This window comes from Rhizobium sp. Leaf384 (assembly GCF_001424065.1).
GTDB lineage: Bacteria > Pseudomonadota > Alphaproteobacteria > Rhizobiales > Rhizobiaceae > Ferranicluibacter.
Genome location: NZ_LMQE01000008.1, coordinates 62,495 through 84,136, shown reverse-complemented (window position 1 = coordinate 84,136; position 21,642 = coordinate 62,495). Strand labels below are relative to the sequence as shown.

17 protein-coding genes are annotated in these 21,642 nt (G+C 59.6%); 5 read left to right on the top strand and 12 right to left on the bottom strand.

Features of this window, described 5'->3' with window-relative positions; translation table 11 throughout:
• Positions 1-32: 32 nt before the first annotated feature.
• The 4 genes from purH to htpX form a co-directional block, all read right to left on the bottom strand.
• On the bottom strand, positions 33-1,646 hold the full coding sequence (gene purH / locus ASG25_RS18270; RefSeq protein WP_062477417.1) for a bifunctional phosphoribosylaminoimidazolecarboxamide formyltransferase/IMP cyclohydrolase: 1,614 nt from the start codon (positions 1,644-1,646) through the stop codon (positions 33-35).
• 168 nt (positions 1,647-1,814) lie between these two features.
• Positions 1,815-3,497, bottom strand: a complete 1,683-nt coding sequence (locus ASG25_RS18265; protein ID WP_062477414.1) for a heparinase II/III family protein — start codon at positions 3,495-3,497, stop codon at positions 1,815-1,817.
• 135 nt (positions 3,498-3,632) lie between these two features.
• Positions 3,633-5,009: an RsmB/NOP family class I SAM-dependent RNA methyltransferase gene (locus tag ASG25_RS18260; RefSeq protein WP_062477411.1), complete on the bottom strand. Its 1,377-nt coding sequence runs from the start codon at positions 5,007-5,009 to the stop codon at positions 3,633-3,635.
• Positions 5,009-5,968, bottom strand: coding sequence for a zinc metalloprotease HtpX (gene htpX, locus ASG25_RS18255; protein ID WP_062477408.1), 960 nt, complete (start codon positions 5,966-5,968; stop codon positions 5,009-5,011). The genes ASG25_RS18260 and htpX overlap by 1 nt, the downstream gene beginning before the upstream one ends.
• Before the next feature lie 123 nt (positions 5,969-6,091).
• Here htpX and ASG25_RS18250 point away from each other — a divergent pair, with 123 nt between their 5' ends.
• On the top strand, positions 6,092-6,292 hold the full coding sequence (locus ASG25_RS18250) for a DUF1674 domain-containing protein (protein ID WP_062477405.1): 201 nt from the start codon (positions 6,092-6,094) through the stop codon (positions 6,290-6,292).
• Positions 6,293-6,446: 154 nt separating this feature from the next.
• Here ASG25_RS18250 and acs read toward each other — a convergent pair whose 3' ends face one another.
• Positions 6,447-8,396 (bottom strand): acetate--CoA ligase, encoded by a 1,950-nt coding sequence (gene acs / locus ASG25_RS18245; protein ID WP_062477403.1) that lies wholly within the window; start codon positions 8,394-8,396, stop codon positions 6,447-6,449.
• A gap of 216 nt (positions 8,397-8,612) precedes the next feature.
• On the opposite strand from acs, the gene ASG25_RS18240 reads away from it, so the two are divergent.
• On the top strand, positions 8,613-9,311 hold the full coding sequence (locus ASG25_RS18240) for a DUF1013 domain-containing protein (RefSeq protein ID WP_062477400.1): 699 nt from the start codon (positions 8,613-8,615) through the stop codon (positions 9,309-9,311).
• A gap of 78 nt (positions 9,312-9,389) precedes the next feature.
• Here the strand turns inward: ASG25_RS18240 and ASG25_RS18235 are convergent, their stop codons facing one another.
• On the bottom strand, positions 9,390-10,079 hold the full coding sequence (locus ASG25_RS18235; RefSeq protein WP_062477385.1) for a YggS family pyridoxal phosphate-dependent enzyme: 690 nt from the start codon (positions 10,077-10,079) through the stop codon (positions 9,390-9,392).
• 215 nt (positions 10,080-10,294) lie between these two features.
• Between ASG25_RS18235 and leuS the strand changes: the two genes are divergently transcribed.
• Genes leuS through holA form a run of 3 tightly spaced genes read left to right on the top strand, consistent with a single transcriptional unit; the run spans position 10,295 to position 14,492 of the window.
• Complete coding sequence (leuS, locus tag ASG25_RS18230) at positions 10,295-12,922, top strand: leucine--tRNA ligase (RefSeq protein ID WP_062477382.1); 2,628 nt, start codon at positions 10,295-10,297, stop codon at positions 12,920-12,922.
• A complete protein-coding gene (gene lptE, locus ASG25_RS18225) occupies positions 12,909-13,439 on the top strand; it encodes an LPS assembly lipoprotein LptE (protein ID WP_062477379.1) in 531 nt (176 codons plus the stop codon). The genes leuS and lptE overlap by 14 nt, the downstream gene beginning before the upstream one ends.
• 12 nt (positions 13,440-13,451) lie before the next feature.
• The gene (holA, locus tag ASG25_RS18220) at positions 13,452-14,492 is read left to right on the top strand and encodes a DNA polymerase III subunit delta (RefSeq protein WP_062477375.1); all 1,041 of its coding nucleotides are present in this window, start codon (positions 13,452-13,454) and stop codon (positions 14,490-14,492) included.
• Positions 14,493-14,511: 19 nt separating this feature from the next.
• On the opposite strand, the gene ASG25_RS18215 is transcribed toward holA, so the two are convergent.
• The 6 genes from ASG25_RS18215 to rho form a co-directional block, all read right to left on the bottom strand.
• Entirely contained in the window at positions 14,512-15,399 is an 888-nt protein-coding gene (locus ASG25_RS18215; RefSeq protein WP_062477374.1) for a ParB/RepB/Spo0J family partition protein, read from the bottom strand.
• Positions 15,400-15,432: 33 nt separating this feature from the next.
• Positions 15,433-16,230, bottom strand: coding sequence for a ParA family protein (locus ASG25_RS18210; RefSeq protein ID WP_062477371.1), 798 nt, complete (start codon positions 16,228-16,230; stop codon positions 15,433-15,435).
• Positions 16,217-16,861, bottom strand: coding sequence for a 16S rRNA (guanine(527)-N(7))-methyltransferase RsmG (gene rsmG, locus ASG25_RS18205; RefSeq protein WP_062478036.1), 645 nt, complete (start codon positions 16,859-16,861; stop codon positions 16,217-16,219). Before rsmG ends, ASG25_RS18210 begins: the two co-directional genes overlap by 14 nt.
• Before the next feature lie 14 nt (positions 16,862-16,875).
• Positions 16,876-18,753 carry a tRNA uridine-5-carboxymethylaminomethyl(34) synthesis enzyme MnmG gene (mnmG, locus tag ASG25_RS18200; protein WP_062477368.1) on the bottom strand — a complete coding sequence of 626 codons (1,878 nt, stop codon included), beginning with the start codon at positions 18,751-18,753 and terminating at the stop codon, positions 16,876-16,878.
• A gap of 59 nt (positions 18,754-18,812) precedes the next feature.
• Complete coding sequence (mnmE, locus tag ASG25_RS18195) at positions 18,813-20,129, bottom strand: tRNA uridine-5-carboxymethylaminomethyl(34) synthesis GTPase MnmE (RefSeq protein WP_062477365.1); 1,317 nt, start codon at positions 20,127-20,129, stop codon at positions 18,813-18,815.
• Between the two features lie 135 nt (positions 20,130-20,264).
• A complete protein-coding gene (gene rho, locus ASG25_RS18190) occupies positions 20,265-21,530 on the bottom strand; it encodes a transcription termination factor Rho (RefSeq protein WP_092990171.1) in 1,266 nt (421 codons plus the stop codon).
• Positions 21,531-21,642 lie beyond the last annotated feature (112 nt).

Sequence of the window (21,642 nt, the reverse complement as noted above, 5' to 3'; positions counted from 1 at the left end):
GTCTGACGGGCGGGTCTTACCGCCCGATCCGCTCAGTGACGGAAATGACGCATCCCGGTGAAGACCATGGCGACACCGGCTTCATCGGCAGCGGCGATCACTTCGTCGTCGCGCATCGAGCCACCCGGCTGGATAACCGCCGTGGCCCCTGCGGCGACGGCAGAGAGAAGCCCGTCTGCAAACGGCAGGAATGCTTCGGACGCAACGGCCGATCCGATCGTCAAGGGCTTTTCCAAGCCCAGCGCCCGTGCGGCCTCCTCGGCCTTGATCGCGGCGATCCGCACCGAGTCGACCCGGCTCATCTGACCGGCACCGATACCGACCGTCTGGCCGTCTTTCGCATAGACCACCGCGTTCGACTTGACGTGTTTCGCGACCTTGAACGCAAACTTCATGTCGATCAGTTCCTGCGCGGTCGGTGCGCGACGGGTGACGACCTTAAGCTCGAGATCCTCGACCATGCCGTTGTCGCGCGTCTGCACAAGAAGACCGCCGGCCACCGTCTTGGCAGTCAGGCCGGGCAGGCGCGGATCGGGCAGGGTGCCGGTGACCAGAAGCCGCAGATTGGCCTTACGGGCAATGATCGCCTTCGCCTCATCACTCACCGCAGGCGCAATGATGACCTCGGTGAAGAGCTTGACGATCTCCTCCGCGGTCGCGCCATCCAGTTCCTGGTTCAGCGCGATAATGCCGCCGAAGGCGGATGTGCTGTCGCATGCAAGGGCGCGGCGGTAGGCATCCACCAACGTCGTTGCCGTCGCCACGCCACAGGGATTGGCATGCTTGATGATTGCGCAGGCTGGCGCTGCCTCCGGCGGGAATTCGGCCACCAGTTCAAAGGCGGCATCCGTGTCGTTGATATTGTTGTAGGAAAGCTGTTTGCCCTGAAGGAGCGTTGCGGTGGCGACGCCCGGACGGTTTTCTCCGGTCACGTAGAAGGCCGCCTTCTGGTGCGGATTTTCGCCGTAGCGCATCTCCTCCTTGAGCACGCCGCCGATCACGCGATGCCGCGGCATGGGGGTTTCCAGCACTTCGGCAAACCAGCTGGAAATCGCCGTATCGTAGGCGGCCGTCCGCGCATAGGCCTTGGCCGCCATCTCGCGCCGGAAGGCAAAGGTCGTGGTAGCCTCACCATCGAGCTGCGCGACCAACGTTTCATAGTCCGAAGGATCGGTGATGACGGTGACGTAGGCATGATTCTTCGCCGCCGCGCGGATCATGGCAGGCCCGCCGATATCGATATTCTCGACGGTCGTCGGATAGTCGCCGCCTTTGGCTCGCACATCCTCGAACGGATAAAGGTTGATGACGGCCAGATCGATTGCGGCGATCCCGTGGAGGTTCATGGCATCGACGTGCTCAGCATCGTCACGGATCGCGAGCAGACCGCCATGCACGCCGGGATGCAGCGTCTTGACACGGCCATCCATCACTTCGGGAAAGCCCGTGAGTTCCGACACATCACGGACCGGCAGGCCGGCTTCCGACAGCGTCTTGTGCGTACCGCCTGTCGAGACAAGCGCCACGCCCTTGTCATGCAGTGCGCGGGCAAGCTCGACGATACCGCTCTTGTCGGACACAGAGAGGAGCGCGGTACGCAGGGCAACGCGGTCGGGGGCTGGGATGTTCTTGGAGGCAACGGCCATGGCAGGCTCCTGGCGGCGAGGGGCAGGGAAGCCGGAGGGCACGCGAAAGCCCGGCCGGCCGGATGCCGCTGGCGTTAGCACAGCTGGAGCCGCGAAGAAACCGCAGCTGATCAAAGCCAGCCGCCATTTCATCGGAATCCTAGTGCGTCCTTGCCGCGAGAAAGCGCCTCAAGTCCGTCGGGAGAGGATCCACTGAATTTCCGGCTGATGTCCGGCGGAAAAACCAATCGTCAACATCTGCGTCTTTCGCAAACCCGAAGGGTCGGCAAAGAAGATGTCTTCCTCCAGGGCAATGTCGCCATCGCGGCATGTGAGCACCCAGCTGTCATTGTCCGGCGCAACCAGCCTGATCTCGTTTGCATCGACACGGCGGATGGTGATCGAAGGATGAATATGGAACCGTGCGACCGCGGTTGCCGTGTGCTGAGGATCGGGATCGGCACCCTCTGGGGTGATCATGCGGTCCCGCCCGCGCAAGGTCGTACCCGTGGCGTTGAGGCTCAGATCCCGCTCGTGGATCAATCCGAAGGGGCCGACATAGCCGTTATGGCGGGCAACGACGGTGTCGCCGCCGTCGCTGGCCGACCGGTTTACCACAACTTCGCTCACCCCGCCAGTGACGATGGGCCCCAGAAAATCAGAGGTCGAGAGCCGGGCCGACGATCGATCCTCGACGGTCACGGTGGAATGCGCCGCTGTCAAACGCGCCATCTGCCGATAGCGCTCGCCCGCAAAGCGCGGCGCGCCGGAATTGATGATGAAGCGATGACGCCCGGAAGACAGCTCGAACGAGAGGCAGCCGGCATGTGCGTTGCGCGAAAGGGCCGCCGAGATCGGACGGCCCGTATCCATCACCACGACGACATCCTTTGCCGCGAGCCGCTCGTACTGGCTGTCCGGCAGGCCCTTGAACGGCTGGCCGGCCGTCTCGTCATAGCGCAAGACCGACATGAGCTCGTTCGCCTGCGCAGACGTTGCACCGTTGAACAGCGCGAGTTCGCCGCCTTGATGACGGAAGAAGCGCAGAGCGGGGAACATCCGGTCGATGGAAGGGATCAGCCGAACAGGCACGTCGTGGCCGAGATTGACATAGGTCTGGCGGAGCGGCAGCAAGTCCAGAAGAAGATCGAGAGCAATCCGCGGGTTGCGCGAGACGTGCCCGCCGTCGGGCAGGATCTGACGATCCAGCTCTAGGTCGAGGTGACGCGCAGCCCGCCGGATCGCTGACCCGGAAGCCGGCATGGCAACACTCGCAAAGGCAATGGCCACCCGCACGCGCAGCCGCCCCTCGCCGTCCGGCACCGCATCGGCCACGTGCCGAAGATAACGTACATGGACGGCCAGGCTTTTGAGGAAACGCCGATAAAAGACATGATCAGCCTGCTTCAGGATGACAGGTGAATGCGAAAGCCATGCGATCAGCCGCTGAGCCGCGACGTCTGGCTCCCAGGCGATGCCTTTCATGAGGCGCCCGTGCGTGGCCATCCAACGGCTGACAAGCTGGCGGGACCGGGCAAGATCGTCTTCCGCTGACAGGGCCCTGATATGCCGGGCCCAGCTGAACGTATGCAGGCGGACAGCAAACTCCCGGGAGGGGAGGTCCACTTCAAACGGCGACTCGCCATCCGTTTCCAGAATACGCCCGGCAAGCGGGAAACGCCCGGCAACGATTTCACTGGCAACATGAGGATCGATCACCCTCAGATCCGTGGGGGCAACGATCAATCGATCCGGGGTTTTACCGGAGAAGCGCAGGAACGACACCCGCCCAAGAACAAGGCGGCGCGACACGCGCCACCAAGCTTCCCTGGCGTAGAGATAGATCAGCCATCGATTGTCCGACATTCGCATGAATGAATTGCAGCCCTGCCCCGTTGCGACGACCCTGAGGGCCGTTCACGATTGGGACACAGTGCCGTGTTTCCGCGGACTGCGCCAGTGGATGACGTAGCCAACGCTTACATTGAAGACGCAGAAAGCGTGTCCTTACAACGATCTACGCAGGACTGTGGCATAAAAGCCGTCCAGCCCCCCGGCAACGCCATCGCGAGCAGGAAGCATCGCCGGTGTGGTGCGCAGCTCCCCAAGAGCCGTCACGGCATCTTCGAGACCCGGGAATGCTCCAGGCTTGATCGGCACACGCTCGCAGCCGCCGTTTTCAACAACACGGGCAACCATAGCTTCGCCCTCGGCAGGGTCGAGCGAGCAGTTTGAAAAGACCACGATCCCACCCTGTTTTACCACGGTCAGCGCATGCCGCAGCAACCGCTCCTGCAGGCCTGCAAGCTTGGTGATATCTTCAGGACTCTTGGTATAAGGCACGTCTGGATGACGACGGATGGTGCCGGTGGAGGAACAGGGCGCATCGAGCAGGGCTGCGTCGAACAATGTTTCCGGACGAAAATCCGCCATGTTGCATTCGAGCGTCTCGGCTGAGAGACCCAGCCTTTCAAGATTCCCGTTCAACCTTTTCAGCCGTGTCGCGGATTGATCGAGCGCTGTTACCTTTGCTCCCGCACCGATCAGCTGCGCCGTCTTGCCGCCAGGGGCAGCACAGAGGTCAACGACACGCTGGCCAGAGATGTCGCCGAAGAGTTTCGCCGGCAGAGACGCGGCCGCGTCCTGAACCCACCATTCGCCATCTTCAAATCCGTCAAGGTCAGAGACGGTCCCCTGAAACGCTGCGAGACGCACACTGCCGGTGGGCAGGACGATTCCACCGAGACGCTTCGCCCATCCTTCCGCGTCGGATTTGACTGTGATGTCGATCGCTGCTGGTTCCAGAAGGGCGTCAGCAATGTGCTGAGCCTGGTGCTCGCCGTAGGCTGCCGTAAGTCGCTTCATGTACCAGTCAGGAAGAGACGGTGTCGTTTCGGCTGCGATTCGAAGAAGCTCAGCCTTTTCACGCGAAAGACGTCTGAGAACCGCGTTTGTGAGACTGGCAAACCGGCGATTTCTGGGATCGGCATTGGCCTGTTCCACCGCAAGGTCGACGGCTGAATGATCGGGAATGTCGAGATAAGCAATTTGGGTCGCAGCAACGACAAGCTGATGATGCAAAGCCCGTGCCCCCTCGGGCAGAGGGGTCTTCAGGAGCTGGTCAAGCATAAACTCGATCCGCGGCAGGTGTCGTAGAGCCGTGTGAAGAATGGCTTTGACGAGCGTGCGGTCAATATCGGAAAGCTGTCGATAAGCAGGATTGCCTCCGACAGGATCCAACATTCCATCGAGCGAGATCTTTTTCTCGATAACGGCGCCAAGCAACTTGGCGGCTGCCTGTCGGGCCAAAAGGCCTGGTTTCTGCGGGCCCGGCGCGGATCTAACTGATCGTTGCGTTGCCGAATCGGTGTTCTTCTTTGTCATCAAGACCACGGGCCCTTTGAAGGATCGGAGCGGCCTCGTCCCCATCCTGTGCTGGGAACCGACCGCGCTTTTCGCGTCGCCGTAGCAGGCATCGCGCTGCGCGTCGAGAGATCAGGAACATGCGACGCCATATCTTCAAGCGCGGCAATCCGGTTTTCTGTTGCCGGATGCGTCGAGAACAGATTGTCCATCCGCTCGCCCGATAGAGGATTGATGATGAACATGTGTGCCGTTGCCGGATTTCGCTCGGCGGCAGCATTCGGAACATGGGACGCCGCACCTGCGATCTTTCGGAGGGCCGAGGCAAGCGCTAGGGGTTGTCCGCAGATTTCGGCCCCGCGCCGGTCCGCGGCATATTCACGTGTCCGGCTGATCGCCATTTGCACCATCATGGCGGCGAAGGGCGCGATGATCATCGCCGCAAGCGTACCGATGAAACCGAGCGGATTGTTGTTGTCGCGGTTGCCACCAAAGAAAAAGGCAAAGTTGCCCAGCATGGAGATTGCACCTGCCAAGGTGGCGGTCAGTGTCATGGTCAAGGTGTCACGGTTCTGCACATGTGCAAGCTCGTGCGCCATGACCCCCGCGACCTCGTCATAGGTCAGTGCCTGCAGAAGTCCCGTCGATGCGGCCACCGCCGCATTCTGAGGGTTTCGTCCCGTTGCAAAAGCATTCGGCTGAGGATTGTTGATCACATAGACACGCGGCATGGGCAGCCCCGCCCTGCCGGCAAGGTCGCGCACGATATCATAATATTCTGGAGCACTTTGTTCGTCGACCTCCTGGGCGTCGTACATCCGCAAGACCAGTCGATCCGAATTCCAGTAGGAAAAGACATTCATGCCAATCGCGATCAGCAACGCGATCATCATGCCGCCACGACCACCGATCAAGAGACCGATCCCCATGAACAGTGCGGTCATGAATGCCAAAAGCATGGCCGTACGAATGAGGTTCATGCATATCTCCCAAGACAAGGTCCTATTGGCGGCGTTTCACGTGAATCGTCGCAGTTTGGCACCGATTGCCCTATATGATGGGGCGCAGAGGTTACACATTCAACGGCGTAGTGAGGTCACACAATGCTGAACGACAATGATAACAAGCAGGATATGCCGGGCAAGGTTTTGTCACCTGCAGCGCGTCGCGCCCTGGAGGAAGCAGCTGCCAGGCGTGCGACGGAGGAAGCCTTGACATTGCCAACTGAGATTGGCGGGCGCGGCGGTGCCGAGCCGGTGCGTTTCGGAGATTGGGAAATCAACGGGCGTGCCATCGACTTCTAATGCATGTCGCCCAAAAGAGTGCAGCGGTTTCGGGAAACGACATGCATCAAGACAAGACCTCAAAGCCGTTGCGTGAATCCTTTTTCATGCAATTCGCTTTAGGTCGAGAAGCCAGAACGGAACCGACGGACAGTCATGCCCGCCGGCCCTGCCATTATTTCTTGTTCTGGCGATTTTGAATGAGATCCTCCACCACGCCCGGATCGGCCAGCGTCGAGATGTCTCCGAGCGCTCCGAAATCGTCTTCGGCGATCTTGCGAAGAATGCGGCGCATGATCTTTCCAGAACGGGTTTTCGGAAGGCCAGGGGCAAACTGGATCTTATCCGGTGAGGCAATGGGCCCGATTTCCTGACGGACATGCGCGACCAACGCCTTGCGCAGATCATCCGAACCGTCGCGTCCTGCCATCAACGTGACATAGCAATAGATGCCCTGTCCCTTGATATCGTGCGGATAACCAACGACTGCAGCCTCGGACACCGCATCATGACTGACGAGTGCGGACTCCACCTCCGCCGTGCCCATCCGATGCCCGGAAACGTTCAGCACATCATCGACACGGCCTGTGATCCAGTAGTAGCCGTCGGCATCGCGCTTGCATCCGTCACCCGTAAAATATTTTCCCTTGTAGGTTGAGAAATACGTCTGGATGAAGCGCTCGTGATCACCATATACAGTGCGCATCTGGCCCGGCCAGCTATCCGCGATGCAGAGATTGCCGTCCGCCGCGCCTTCCAGGACGTTGCCGTCGTTGTCCACAAGTTCCGGTCTTATGCCGAAGAACGGCAGCGTGGCCGAACCCGGCTTCAGCGGGGTCGCGCCGGGTAGCGGCGTAATCATGTGACCGCCGGTTTCCGTCTGCCACCAGGTGTCGACCACGGGGCAGCGACCGTCGCCGACGACATCGTGATACCACTGCCAGGCTTCCGGATTGATGGGCTCCCCCACCGTGCCAAGAATACGCAGGCTTGTGCGCGAAGACCGCTTTACGAAGGCATCGCCGGCACCCATCAGCGATCGGATCGCGGTCGGGGCCGTATAGAAGATGTTGACCTGATGCTTGTCGATGACCTCCCAGAATCGGCCTTGGTCGGGGTGGTTCGGCACCCCCTCGAACATCAGGGTCGTCGCGCCGTTCGCGAGCGGTCCGTAGACGATATAGGAATGGCCCGTGACCCAGCCGACATCCGCTGTGCACCAGTAGATATCGCCTGGATGATAGTCGAATACATATTCGTGGCTCATGGCGACATAGACCAGATAGCCGCCCGTCGTGTGAAGCACGCCCTTCGGCTTGCCGGTGGAACCCGAGGTATAGAGAATGAACAGGGGGTCTTCTGCCTGCATCGGCGCAGGCTCGCAGGCCGTGTCGGCAGCCTGTGTGGCCGTATGGTACCAAAGATCGCGGCCGTCGGCCCAAGTGATCTTTCCCCCCGTGCGGCGCACGACGAGCACCGTTTTCACGTCGACGCCATTCTTTGCCGCGATTTCGACCGCCTTGTCCGTGTTGTCCTTCAGGGGGATCGGCTTTCCGCCCCGCATGCCCTCGTCGCAGGTCACGATGAACGTGGATGCACAGTCGACCAATCGCCCGGCGAGAGCATCCGGTGAAAAGCCGCCAAACACCACGGAGTGAACCGCGCCGATGCGCGCGCAAGCCAGCATCGCATAGGCGGCCTCGGGGATCATCGGCATGTAAATCGTTACGCGATCCCCCTTGGTAACGCCCTGGGCCTTCATCACGTTCGCCAGCCGACAGACATGCTGGTGCAGTTCGCGATAGGTGATCTTCTTGTCGATGTAGGGGTTATCCCCTTCGAAGATGATGGCGACCTGATCGCCACGGGCCTCAAGGTGCCGATCGATACAATTGTAGGACGCGTTGGTCTGTCCGTCCTCGAACCACTTGATCGAGACGTCGCCCGTGAAAGAGGTGTTCTTGACCTTCGTATAGGGCTTCGACCAGTCGATCCGCTTGCCATGCCTGCCCCAGAAAGCATCGGGGTCTTCGACGCTTTCCCGATACCAGGCATCATAGGTCGCCTCGTTGACAAGGGCGTGGGCCTGGATTTCCTTCGAGACGGGGTAGGTCCTGTCAGACATGATGTTCTCTCTCCCTGATGTCGTGCTCGCGCATCCTCATAGCGCTTTTCAGGCGATACATATCAGGTGCGCTGCGGGCGGCAATGAGACGAAAGTCAGGACGTCGAGAAGAATTGCAATTCTGCGACAAGACGGGTATAGAAGCGCCCTATTCCCGGAAATCAGTGGTATTCCACGGCCCGCGACACCGGCGCGGCGGACAGAAGGACTATATCCATGGCGCAACAATTGCTGATGCCGAAGGCCACGGCGGTCTGGCTTGTCGATAATACCGCCTTGTCGTTCGAGCAGATCGCAACCTTCTGCAAACTGCATCCGCTGGAAGTGAAGGCCATCGCCGATGGCGAATCGGCCCAGGGCATCAAGGGCCTTGATCCGATTGCGACCGGACAGCTGTCGCGCGATGAGATCGTCCGCGCCGAGGGCAATCCGAACCACAAGCTGAAGATTTCCGACCCGAAGGTTCGCGTTCCCGAGTCCAAACGCAAGGGCCCGCGCTACACGCCGGTGTCCAAGCGCCAGGATCGGCCCAATGCGATCCTGTGGCTTGTTCGCAATCATCCGGAACTCAAGGATGCCCAGATTTCGCGTCTCGTCGGCACCACCAAGTCGACGATCGAGCAAATCCGCGAGCGAACACACTGGAATTCGGCCAACCTGACGGCGAGCGATCCGGTCACGTTGGGTCTCTGCAGCCAGATCGATCTCGACCTAGAGGTCGAACGCGCCTCCAAGGGCCGTCCGCTTCCGACAGCTGCCGATCTCGGCGCAACGCTGGAGCCGGCGCAGGAAACCGAGCGCTACAGCTATGGCTACGAGCGTGAGGAAGAAAAGGAAATGGATGCGGACGCTGTCTTCGCAAAGCTGAAGTCGCTGAAGTCGTCGACGCCGAACGAGGAAGAAGAAAACTTCTGATCGACCTTCGGATCGAAGCCATACAAGAACCCGGCCGTGTGCCGGGTTTTTTATTGGCGTCATCCGGGCGCCGGCAGCCTACGCCGCGGAGACGGTCGTTTCCGGACGGTCGCGCAAGCCGAAGATCGCCGAGCCGACGCGAACGCTGGTCGCGCCGAAGGCGATGGCGACATCGAAATCTCCCGACATGCCCATGGACAGCTTCCCGACGTTGTTTTCCGCTGCAAGCTTTGCCAGCAGAGCGAAATGCGGCCCCGGGTTTTCATCTGCGGGCGGAATGCACATCAGCCCTTCAACGGGCAAGCTGAGCACATCACGGCACATCGCCACGAAGGCGGTCGTCTCGTCGGGAGAGATACCTGCCTTTTGCGGTTCAAGACCGGTGTTGACCTGGACATAGACGCGTACGGGTTTTCCCTGGCGCGCGATTTCCGCAGCGACGGCGCGCGCAATCTTCTCGCGATCAATCGTTTCGATGACATCGAACAGTGCAACGGCATCGGCTGCCTTGTTGGACTGCAGCGGACCGATCAGATGCAGCTCGATGCCTGGCGTCTCTTCCTTCAGACCCGGCCACTTCTGTTGGGATTCCTGCACCCGGTTTTCTCCGAAGACGCGTTGTCCTGCGGCGATGACGGGGCGAATTGCCTCGGCATCGAACGTTTTCGACACGGCCACCAGCGAAACGGATCCACGAGAGCGCCGTGCTCCATCCTCCGCTGCATGGATACGCGACATCACTTCGTTCCACTGGTCCACACGGCTCATCGGATATCTCCTGGCAAATGTGTGGCTTGGAAAACGCCACGGGGCTGCTCGGGATATAGACAATCTGCTGCAGCCCGCCAAGCAGAGTTCAGAGTGGGTCGCAGACCGCGACAAAGGCCTGCAAAACTTGACGCTACCTTTGTTTCATGATGAAGGTCACGCCACGCAAGACCAAGCGGCAGCGCCCCGCTACAATTTCCGGAATGACTGAAGACATGGCCACAGAACGCTATAATCCACGCGATGCGGAACCTCGCTGGCAGCGCGAATGGGAGGAGAAGTCCGTCTACCAGACGGACAATGACGACGCCCGGGAAAAATACTATGTTCTCGAGATGTTTCCGTATCCCTCTGGGCGGATCCATATGGGTCATGTCCGCAATTACGCGATGGGTGACGTTGTTGCCCGCTTCAAGCGCGCCCGCGGCTACAATGTGCTTCATCCCATGGGTTGGGACGCCTTCGGCATGCCGGCTGAGAATGCCGCCATGGAGCGCGGCGTTCATCCTGCCGCGTGGACGTACCAGAACATCGCTTCCATGCGGGCGCAGCTCAAGGTCATGGGCCTTTCGCTCGACTGGAGCCGGGAGTTTGCGACCTGCGACGTCGCCTACTACCAGCAGCAGCAGCACCTTTTCCTGGATTTCATGGAAAAGGGCCTTGTCTACCGCAAGCAATCGAAGGTCAACTGGGATCCGGTCGATCACACGGTGCTCGCCAACGAGCAGGTGATAGACGGACGTGGCTGGCGGTCGAACGCGCTCGTGGAACAGCGAGAGCTGACACAGTGGTTCTTCCGGATAACGGACTTCAGTCAGGACCTGCTGGACTCGCTCGACACGCTGGAGCATTGGCCGGAAAAGGTACGGCTCATGCAGAAGAACTGGATCGGCCGCTCCGAAGGCCTTTCCATTCGCTGGGAGCTGGTCCCCAACGAGCACGTGCCGGGAGAGACCGAAATCGACGTCTACACGACACGTGCAGACACCCTGTTTGGCGCGTCCTTCCTCGCCATTGCCGCCGATCATCCGCTCGCCCGAAAGATGGCGGCGGGGAACGCCGAGCTTGAAGCATTCTGCGAGGAATGCCGCCGCGCTGGCACGTCGCTCGCGGCGTTGGAAACCGCCGAGAAGCGCGGCGTCGACACGGGTCTGCGGGTGCGGCATCCGCTCGACCCCTCGTGGGAGTTGCCGGTCTATGTCGCCAACTTCGTTCTGATGGATTACGGCACAGGCGCCATTTTTGGCTGCCCGTCGGGAGACCAGCGTGACCTTGATTTCGCGCGGCGCTACGGTCTGCCCGTAACGCCGGTCGTAATGCCGGCCGATGGCGATGCAGCAACGTTCAGCATCGGGTCGGAAGCCTATACGGGCGATGGCGTCGTGATCCATTCCCGTTTTCTTGACGGGATGACGCCCCAGGCGGCCTTCGCGCGGGTAGCGGCTCTGTTGGAAGCGCAGACTCTGAACGGTCGCCCGCAGGCGGAACGCAAAGTCAACTTCAGATTGCGTGACTGGGGGATTTCTCGTCAGCGTTATTGGGGCTGCCCGATCCCGGTCATTCACTGCGAAGTCTGTGGCGTTGTACCTGTCCCGAAAAAAGACCTGCCGGTGCGTCTCCCGGATGACGTGACCTTCGATAAACCGGGCAACCCCCTCGACCGGCATCCGACGTGGCGTCATGTCGGCTGCCCCCAGTGCGGCGCTGCGGCGCGGCGCGAAACCGACACGATGGACACATTCGTCGACTCCTCGTGGTACTTCATGCGCTTTACCGCTCCGTGGGAAGAGCAGCCGACAAACCGTGGCGTTGTCGATCGCTGGTTGCCGGTTGATCAATATATCGGAGGCATCGAACACGCGATCCTGCATCTCCTGTATTCGCGCTTCTTCACGCGGGCCATGAAGGCGGCCGGTCACGCAGGTCTGTCGGAACCGTTCAAGGGCCTCTTTACCCAAGGCATGGTGGTGCATGAAACCTACAGCCGTGGCGACGGCGCGCAGCGGGAATGGATCAACCCGTCGGCCGTCACGATCGAGGATCTTGGCAACAGCCGCAAAGCGACATTGACAGCCACCGGAGAAGAGGTGGCTATCGGCTCCATCGAGAAAATGTCGAAGTCCAAAAAGAACGTGGTCGATCCCGACGACATCATCGCATCCTATGGTGCGGATACAGCGCGTTTCTTCGTGCTGTCGGATTCACCACCGGACCGCGACGTGATCTGGTCGGAGGCTGGCGTCGAAGGCGCGCACCGTTTCGTTCAGCGCGTCTGGCGCCTGATCTCGGAAGCCGCACCGGCTCTATCCAGCGCGCAAGCGGTCCCTGCAAGCGAGGGGGCGGCTCTGATCGTGTCCCAGACCGCGCACAGAACCCTGAAAGCCGTCGAGGGCGACTACGAGAAGCTCGCCTTCAACAAAGCCGTGGCGCGCCTCTACGAGATGGTCAATGCCTTGGCGGCTCCGCTGTCGGACGTCGCCACCGGTGCGGATGCAGCGATGACGAATGCGATGCGCGACGCCGTCGAGATCCTGATCCACCTGATGGCGCCGATCACGCCGCATCTTGCGGAGCAGTGCTGGGACGCAATCGGCGGAAAAGGCCTCGTGGCGCAGGCTGACTGGCCGCGGTTCGACGAGAGCCTGGTTACCGTGTCCGAAATCGTTCTTCCCGTTCAAATCAATGGCAAGAAGCGGGCGGATTTGACAATCGCACGGGATGCGGATCAGACTGCCGTTGAGACCGCTGTCCTCGGTCTGGAGGCCGTCCAGACCGCCCTCGAGGGCCGTACTCCGAAGAAAATCATCGTCGTGCCGCAGAGGATCGTCAATGTCGTCGTCTAAGTTCGATCCTCGCCGTCGTCTTGCTCTCGGGCTGGTTGGCGTTTCCCTGTTGCTTGCGGCTGGCTGTCAGGTCCGTCCGCTCTATTCCGACGGACCACAAGGCGCACCTGCGACAGCGCTGGCATCGATCGGGATCTCCGAGGCGCGGGATCGCGTCGAGCAACGCGTCCGCAATGCGCTGATCTTTCTGACCTCTGGCGGCAAGGGAGAACCGGTCGCCCCGCAATACCAGCTGGCGCTCAGCGTCAGCCACAATGCGACCGGCGTTCTCTACAACGAGCGAAACGACAACGACACGGCCTCGGCCGGACGGCTTACGGTCGAAGCCGATTACAACCTGACGCGCGTCGATACAGGCAAAACCGTAAAATCCGGCCATCGTAAAGCCGTGTCCCTTGTCGATTTCCCGGTCCAGGAGTTCGCCAAGCTTCGCGCGATCCGCGATGCGGAGAACCGTGCGGCCAAAGAACTCGCCGAGATCATCCGGGCGGATCTTGCTGCAGCGCTTGCCAACTGATCCGGCCTTGGCATGAGCGAAATCAAATCCCACGAGTTCGATAACTTCGTGGAAAGGCCGCTGCCCAGCCAGCGGCTTTACCTTTTCTACGGCCCCGACCGCGGTCTCGTTGCCGAACGCGCCGCAGCCGTCGCCGGCAAAACCGGCGTCGCGCTGGACGATCCGTTTTCCCTCATTAAGCTCGATGGCAGCGACCTTTCTCCGGGGAGATTGGCCGACGAAGCGAACGCCATCGGCCTGTTTGGCGGCAGCAAGCTTGTCTGGGTGAGGGCGTCCGGGACGGAAAAGTCGCTGAGTGAAGGTCTTGGCTACCTCGCTGAAGAGCCTCCACGCGATGCCTTCGTGATCGTGGAAGCAGGCGATCTCAAAAAGGGTTCAGCCCTTCGCAAGATCGGGGAAACAGCGCGGAGTGTCATTGCGGTTGCCTGCTACGCAGATGACGTCAAGGCGATCAACGGCCTCATTGACAAGGAACTCGGCGCTGCAGGCCTCCGGATCACGCCTACCGCGCGTGAAGCTCTCCGCGATCTTCTGGGGGCCGACCGCTTGGCATCACGCAACGAGATCTTGAAGCTTGCGCTCTACTGTCGTGACGAGCCGGTGATTGAGGAGCACCACGTGCTCGATATCATTGGCGACGCGAGCTCCACGTCCGTCGATGACGCTGTGGATGCCGTTCTTCTTGGCGATATGGATCGCCTGATGCAGTCTCTCCGCAAGGTCGAGGCATCAAAGACCTCAATGTTTCTCGTGTTGCAAAGCTGCCTTCGCCAGTTTCAGCAACTCGATGTTCTTCGCGCGGAGATGGATGCAAAGCGGCTTGGGCCGTCACAGGTCACAGCGTCTCTCGGTCGCGGCATTCACTTTCGCCGCAAGCCGCTGATTGAAGCTGCCCTGAAACATTGGGCCCTCCCGGTCATCCGGCGTGACCTTCAGAGGCTTCAGAACGCCATATTCCAGAGCCGGGCGCGTCAGGCACTGGAAGCAGATATTGCCAGCCAAGCACTGATTGCGATTGCTCTACAGGCGGCACGACAGCGGGCATCGGGCTAGTGTAGGGGGACGTTGAGCCCTATCGGCGTTCCAGCAACCGGCAGATATCCTCAAGCTGCTCGAGGGTCTTGTAGCTGATCTTCAGATGACCGCCGGTCGCACGGTGATTTACCGAAACGTCGAGACCGAGCCGGTCGGTCAACGATCTTTCGAGCGCGACCGTATCAGCATCCTTCTCCGGCCGTGGTTTGGCACCGAAACTCGGGTCATTCTGTGCACGGATATCGTTCTGCGCCAACTTTTCCGTATCGCGAACCGACAGGCCCTTGGCAATGATCGCGCGAGCGAGCGTGGTCGGGTCGGACGTTGGAATGAGGGCGCGCGCATGGCCCGCCGACAGGGTTCCCGATGACAACATATCCCGGACTGGCTCTGGAAGCTTGAGCAGCCGCAGGCTGTTGGCAACGTGACTGCGGCTTTTGCCGATAATTTCGCCAAGATCGTTCTGGGTGTAGCCATGATCGGCAATCAGCAGTTCGTAGCCCATCGCCTCTTCCAGCGGATTGAGATCCGAGCGCTGGACGTTTTCAACGATCGCAATTTCGAGAGCGGTGCGATCATCCACGTCTCGGACAATCACGGGGATATCCGAAAACCCCGCAAGCTGTGCCGCGCGCCAACGCCGCTCGCCGGCAATGATCTCGAACCGGTCGCCATCCATAGTTCGGACAACCACAGGCTGAACAATCCCGTGCTGTCGGACGGAGTTCGCCAGATCCTGCAACTCTGCTTCATTAAACGTTCGACGAGGGTTACGTGGGTTGCGTGTGACGTGCTCGATCGGAACACGCCGATCAGCCGCAACCGTCGCGACCGGTGCTGCCTCGGCGGCAACCGGCTGATCCATCTCGCCGATCAAGGCTGCCAGTCCACGTCCGAGACGGCGCCGTGCAGGATCTTCATTCATGCCGTTCTCCTCACCATTCTGGATCCGAATCGATCAGGCAGCGGCTTTGCGTAGCCGCTCGCGCTGGATGACTTCGGATGCAAGCTGCAGATACGCTTGACTGCCTGCACATTTCAAATCGTAAAGGATTGCAGGCTTGCCATAAGATGGAGCCTCCGAAACCCGGACGTTCCGGGGGATAAGCGTATGGTAGACCTTCTCCCCGAGATGGGTCCGCACATCGGACACGACCTGCTGTGCAAGATTGTTGCGCGAGTCGAACATCGTCAAAACGATACCTTGGATATCCAGCAGAGGATTGACGCTCCTTCGGATTTGATCAACCGTCTCGAGCAACTGACTGAGGCCCTCTAGCGCAAAGAATTCGCACTGAAGAGGAACGAGAACCGAATGCGCTGCTGCCATGGCGTTCATTGTCAGCAGATTGAACGACGGCGGGCAGTCGACCAGAATGTAGGAATAGGCGAGTGCTTCAGGCGCGGAAAGCGCTTTCCGGAGGCGAAAGACGCGATCGCTCTGACCCGAAATTTCCATCTCCAGTCCAAGGAGATCCATGGTCGAAGGGATGATGGAGAGATTGGGAACGACCGTCTGGTGAACGATGGTGTCGATCGAATGCGTGCCCATCATCAGGTCGTAGGACGAGAAACGCCTGTCGCGTCGCTGGATGCCCAACCCCGTGCTGGCGTTGCCTTGCGGATCAAGATCGATGATCAGGACGGCCTCTCCGATCGCGGCCAAGGCCGTGGCAAGGTTGATCGCTGTCGTCGTCTTCCCGACGCCACCTTTTTGGTTAGCAATCGTGATAATCCGGTTTTTATCGCGCGACATTGATCGCTCCTGCACCTTGGCTAAGCTGCTGCATCCGCGTGATCTCAAGGATGACGGAGTCAGCCTCGACAATGCTTTGGTGTTTTACCAGATCGAAATCATACCGGCCACGCGCTTTTGTGATCTCGGTCTGATAATCCCGCCCTTTGTGAAAGAAAGCACGGGTTGCTCCTGCTTCCATCCAAGGGGCAGCAAATTGAAGCAGCAAAGTGAGATCAGCAACCGCACGTGCTGAGATCGCATCACACGATGGAATTTGCTTAGGCGCATCTTCGATCCTGAGAACATGAACGGAGCCGCGAGCGCCTGTCTCCTGCAAGGCGACGCGCAGAAACGCCGCTTTTTTTTGATTGCTTTCGACGAGATGAACCCACCCATCGCCCAGTTCCGCCAAAAGAATGGCCGTGATGATGCCTGGGAAGCCGCCGCCGCTCCCCAGGTCGATCCATGTCTTTGCGCCAGGAGCAAGCTGATAGATCTGACCGCTGTCCTGGATATGGCGGCGTTGGATATCCCCGATCGTGGATGGCGCAACGAGGTTGATCGTCCGCGCCCATTTCAGGAACAACTGGGTGAAATGGTCGAGGCGGTCTTCAGTTTCACGTGAAACACGCAGACCGTTTATTTCGATGGGCTGACTCGTCATCAGTGTACACCTCGCGCTACGCTTACACTCGCGTGTCGCTGCAAATGCGTGAGTATCAATGTTGCCGCCGACGGTGTCATTCCATCAATGACCTGGAGCTGCGCATAATTTCTTGGACGCAGACGTGTGAGTTTCTGCTTGAGCTCGTTAGAGAGACCGGTCAGGTCATGATACGAGAAATCAGACGGTATGCTGCGTTCCTCTTCCTTGCGGGTTCGCACAATGTCCGCGGTCTGGCGATCCATATAGACAGCATAGTGCGCGTCGATCTCGATGGCCTCCGCCAAGCGATCTGGCACACGACTAAGATCCGGCCAGATCTTTGACAGAGAGGCGAAGGTGATTCCGGCATGGGATAGAAGATCGAAGGCCGAGCGCCGCTTCCCGTCCTTGTTGAGAGCCAGCCCATGCGCAGCAGCTTCCGTTGGGGTGAGGGACATGCCCCCGAGCGATGTCTTAACGTTCGCGAAATCGGACTGCCAGCGCTGGAAGCGCTCTTTCCGTTCCCGGCCCACACATCCCAACGCAATGGCCGCAGGCGTTAAACGCAAGTCAGCATTGTCCGCTCGAAGCGACAGCCGATACTCAGCACGGGAGGTGAACATGCGATAGGGCTCGGCAACGCCGCGTGTAATCAAGTCATCGATCATAACGCCAATATAGGAGTCGGTTCGTGAAAAGATGTGCTCGCTCTGCCCGGCCACTTTTCGTGCCGCGTTGAGTCCGGCCACCAGCCCTTGCGCACCGGCTTCCTCATAGCCAGTGGTTCCATTGATTTGTCCCGCGAGGAACAGTCCTGGTATCTTTTTGACCTCCAAGGCGTCCGAAAGTTCGCGGGGATCGACATGGTCATATTCAATGGCATAGCCTGCTTGAAGAATTTGGACGTCTTCAAGACCGGGAATGGTGCGAATAAACGCCGCTTGGACATCCTCGGGAAGGGACGTCGAGATCCCGTTGGGGTACACGGTGTGATCATCCAGCCCTTCAGGCTCTAGGAAGATCTGATGCCCGTCTCGTTCCCCAAACTTGACGATTTTGTCCTCGATCGACGGACAGTACCGGGGACCAATGCCAGCGATCTGGCCAGAATACATCGCTGACCGCTGCAAATTTTCCTCGATGATCCGATGCGTTGCACCTGTCGTTCGAGTCACGCCACACGCAATCTGTCGGGTGGTGATCTGATCGGTCATGAAAGAGAAGGGAACCGGGACCTCGTCCGCTGCCTGGCTTCCGATCCTGTTCCAGCCAATTGTCCGCCCATCGAGCCGCGCTGGTGTTCCCGTTTTCAAGCGCCCGAGCGCAATCCCGTGATTCTCCAGCACCTTTGACAATCCCACCGATGGCGCCTCGCCGACACGGCCGGCCGGAATTTTCCTGTCACCAATGTGGATCAAGCCTCGGAGAAAAGTCCCGGTGGTCAAGACGACGGCGCCGCAGGACAGTGTCTCGCCATTACCGAGAACAACCCCGACAACACAGCCGTTAGCCATGATGAGGTCGACGACATCGCCCTCCACGATCGTCAATCCCTCCAACCCTTCCAGTTCGGCCTGCATGGCCTCCTTGTACAAGCGGCGATCTGCTTGAGTGCGCGGACCACGAACTGCGGGTCCTTTCTTGCGATTCAAGAGGCGGAACTGGATACCGGCTCGGTCTGCAACACGGCCCATTACACCATCAAAGGCATCGATTTCGCGTACAAGGTGTCCTTTTCCCAGACCGCCGATAGCAGGGTTGCAGGACATCACGCCGATCGTGTCGCGCTTGTGCGTGACGAGCGCAACATTGGCTCCGAGACGAGCGGCGACCGCAGCGGCTTCACAACCAGCATGTCCGCCACCGACGACAATGAGATCAAAGCTTCCGGTCATTTCGAATCCGATTCATTGTTTCACGTGAAACGTGCGGGATGACTCGTATATGGTGTAAGTTACTTCCCAATACAGAATTCCGAGAAGATCACATCCAGCAGGTTCTCGACATCCACGCGGCCCGTAATGCGTCCCAATGCGTCTCCCGCCGTACGAAGCCATTCAGACTGCAGATCCAGTTCTGTACAGACAATCGCTTCATCCAGCGCGACCAGGCATTGCTGGAGTTGGTCAGCGTGTCGTTTCCGAGACGGCAACGATAGCATGTGCGCAGAGATGTTCACCGGAAGACGCTGGACGATCAGATCCAAAAGAGGGGCTAGCCCCTTTTCATCCTTCACGGATATGAAGACATCTGCGTCGGCTCTATCCCATAAACCGGCGGAAACATCAATCTTGGTCGCGACCTTGAGGTAGTCCTTATCTGTATCATCCGGAGGACGAAATCCATCAGGCGTATCTGAGAGGCAGAGAATGAGGTCCGCCTCGGCTTGGATGTTCAGGGCGCGGCGGATTCCTTCTCGCTCGACAGCATCCTGCGTTTCCCGAAGTCCCGCCGTATCGTAGAGTTTCACGACGAATCCGGCTAATGAAATATCGACGCTGAGGATATCGCGCGTTGTCCCCGCAATGTCGGTCACAATTGCCACGTCCTGCTTCGCGAGCGCATTCAGCAGGCTCGACTTTCCGGTATTCGGCGACCCGGAGATGACCACCCGATAACCGTCACGAATGATGGCTCCCGTCTTGGCACTGGCAAGATGGTCCGCAATCTGTGTCCGCAACAGCGTCATGTCTTCCCAGATAGACGCGCTTACAGATCCGGGAACGTCGTCCTCATCGGCGAAGTCCAGCTCCGCCTCGATCATCGCTCGGGCATGCGTCAGGCGCTTTGCCCATCCATGATACAGCTGCGAGACGCCGCCGCGGGCATGTTCGCTTGCAAGGCGGCGCTGCATCTCGGTCTCCGCGGAGATGAGGTCCGCAAGACCCTCGACTTCGACCAGGTCGAGCTTGCCGTTCAGAAAGGCGCGTCGGGAAAACTCGCCGGCCTCCGCGTGACGGAAGAGCGGCGTTGCGCCGAGTTCGTCCAGCACCCGGCTGACAACGGCTTTTCCGCCATGAATCTGCAATTCGACACAGTCCTCACCCGTGAAAGAAGCGGGTCCGGGAAACGTCAACACCAAGCCCTGATCGAGCACCTCTCCATTACGGGACCGAATCGTTTGGAGATGTGCGCGCCTGTGCGCCCGGATAGGACCACAAAACGTCTCACAGACACCAAAAGCTTGCGGTCCACTGATCCGGATCACGGCGACCCCGGAGGGCAGCCCGCCTGAGGAGAGGGAATAGATCGTGTCGGTTGCGGCTACCATTGCATTGCCTTTGAGACCTGTGTTCCGATCAACAAAAAAGTCCCCGGACGATGCCAGGGACTTTCAGATCGTCAGGATATCGGAGACGTCAATATCCGATGGTCACCCGTCATGGATACTCACCGAGCGTGCGCATCACGTGTTCATTGAGTCGAAGAAATCGCCGTTGGTCTTCGTCTGCTTCAGCTTGTCGATCAGGAACTCGATCGCATCCGTCGTCCCCATGGGTGCAAGGATACGGCGCAGCACGAAGATCTTCTGCAGATCCTGACGCGGAACGAGCAGGTCTTCCTTGCGGGTGCCGGATTTAAGAATGTCCATCGCCGGGAAGATACGCTTGTCGGCGACCTTCCGGTCGAGCACGATTTCCGAGTTGCCGGTGCCCTTGAACTCTTCGAAGATCACCTCGTCCATACGGCTGCCCGTGTCGATCAGCGCCGTTGCGACGATCGTCAGCGATCCACCTTCTTCGATGTTACGGGCGGCACCGAAGAAGCGCTTCGGGCGTTGCAACGCGTTGGCGTCGACACCACCGGTCAAGACCTTGCCGGAAGACGGCACGACGGTGTTGTAGGCGCGGCCGAGGCGCGTAATCGAGTCGAGGAGGATTACCACGTCGCGACCATGTTCGACAAGGCGCTTTGCTTTCTCGATGACCATCTCGGCGACCTGGACATGCCGGGTTGCCGGCTCGTCGAACGTCGAGGACACCACCTCACCCTTGACCGAGCGCTGCATGTCCGTCACCTCTTCCGGCCGTTCGTCGATCAGAAGAACGATCAGATAGCATTCCGGATGGTTGGCCGTGATGGAGTGCGCGATGTTCTGCAGCAGCACGGTTTTGCCCGTTCGCGGAGGGGCAACGATCAGACCGCGCTGTCCCTTGCCGAGCGGCGCTACGAGATCCATGACACGCGGTGACAGGTCCTTGGAGGTCGGAACTTCAAGCTCCATCTTGAAGCGCTCGTTCGGATAAAGCGGCGTCAGATTGTCGAAGTGGACCTTGTGTCGGATTTTCTCCGGATCCTCGAAATTAATCGTGTTGACCTTAAGAAGGGCGAAATAGCGCTCGCCTTCCTTGGGTCCCCGGATGGGGCCCTCGACCGTGTCACCTGTCTTCAGCGAGAACCGCCGGATCTGGGAGGGAGAGATGTAGATATCGTCGGGGCCGGGCAGATAGTTGGCATTCGCCGAGCGCAGGAAGCCGAAGCCGTCCTGGAGAAGTTCGACGACGCCTTCGCCGATGATCTCGACATCTTGGGCAGCAAGCATCTTCAAGATGGCGAACATCAGCTCCTGCTTGCGCATGACGCTGGCGTTTTCGACCTCCACGGACTCTGCAAATGCCAGAAGGTCGGTTGCAGATTTGTTCTTGAGGTCTTGGAGCTTCATTTCAGCCATGAAGGAAAATCACACTTGCAGAGAGAATGGAAGGGCTGGCGCTATGTGGGCCAAGGGAGCGGCAGGGGGGTAGCCACTCGAACTCGAACGCGCGCCAGAAAGATGGGATAAC

What these genes read in the sequence shown, in the direction of transcription:
- purH (WP_062477417.1), bottom strand. Translation starts at nt 1,646, where the DNA reads ATGGCCGTTGCCTCCAAGAACATCCCAGCCCCCGACCGCGTTGCCCTG.
- ASG25_RS18265 (WP_062477414.1), bottom strand. Translation starts at nt 3,497, where the DNA reads ATGCGAATGTCGGACAATCGATGGCTGATCTATCTCTACGCCAGGGAA.
- ASG25_RS18260 (WP_062477411.1), bottom strand. Translation starts at nt 5,009, where the DNA reads ATGACAAAGAAGAACACCGATTCGGCAACGCAACGATCAGTTAGATCC.
- htpX (WP_062477408.1), bottom strand. Translation starts at nt 5,968, where the DNA reads ATGAACCTCATTCGTACGGCCATGCTTTTGGCATTCATGACCGCACTG.
- ASG25_RS18250 (WP_062477405.1), top strand. Translation starts at nt 6,092, where the DNA reads ATGCTGAACGACAATGATAACAAGCAGGATATGCCGGGCAAGGTTTTG.
- acs (WP_062477403.1), bottom strand. Translation starts at nt 8,396, where the DNA reads ATGTCTGACAGGACCTACCCCGTCTCGAAGGAAATCCAGGCCCACGCC.
- ASG25_RS18240 (WP_062477400.1), top strand. Translation starts at nt 8,613, where the DNA reads ATGGCGCAACAATTGCTGATGCCGAAGGCCACGGCGGTCTGGCTTGTC.
- ASG25_RS18235 (WP_062477385.1), bottom strand. Translation starts at nt 10,079, where the DNA reads ATGAGCCGTGTGGACCAGTGGAACGAAGTGATGTCGCGTATCCATGCA.
- leuS (WP_062477382.1), top strand. Translation starts at nt 10,295, where the DNA reads ATGGCCACAGAACGCTATAATCCACGCGATGCGGAACCTCGCTGGCAG.
- lptE (WP_062477379.1), top strand. Translation starts at nt 12,909, where the DNA reads ATGTCGTCGTCTAAGTTCGATCCTCGCCGTCGTCTTGCTCTCGGGCTG.
- holA (WP_062477375.1), top strand. Translation starts at nt 13,452, where the DNA reads ATGAGCGAAATCAAATCCCACGAGTTCGATAACTTCGTGGAAAGGCCG.
- ASG25_RS18215 (WP_062477374.1), bottom strand. Translation starts at nt 15,399, where the DNA reads ATGAATGAAGATCCTGCACGGCGCCGTCTCGGACGTGGACTGGCAGCC.
- ASG25_RS18210 (WP_062477371.1), bottom strand. Translation starts at nt 16,230, where the DNA reads ATGTCGCGCGATAAAAACCGGATTATCACGATTGCTAACCAAAAAGGT.
- mnmG (WP_062477368.1), bottom strand. Translation starts at nt 18,753, where the DNA reads ATGACCGGAAGCTTTGATCTCATTGTCGTCGGTGGCGGACATGCTGGT.
- mnmE (WP_062477365.1), bottom strand. Translation starts at nt 20,129, where the DNA reads ATGGTAGCCGCAACCGACACGATCTATTCCCTCTCCTCAGGCGGGCTG.
- rho (WP_092990171.1), bottom strand. Translation starts at nt 21,530, where the DNA reads ATGGCTGAAATGAAGCTCCAAGACCTCAAGAACAAATCTGCAACCGAC.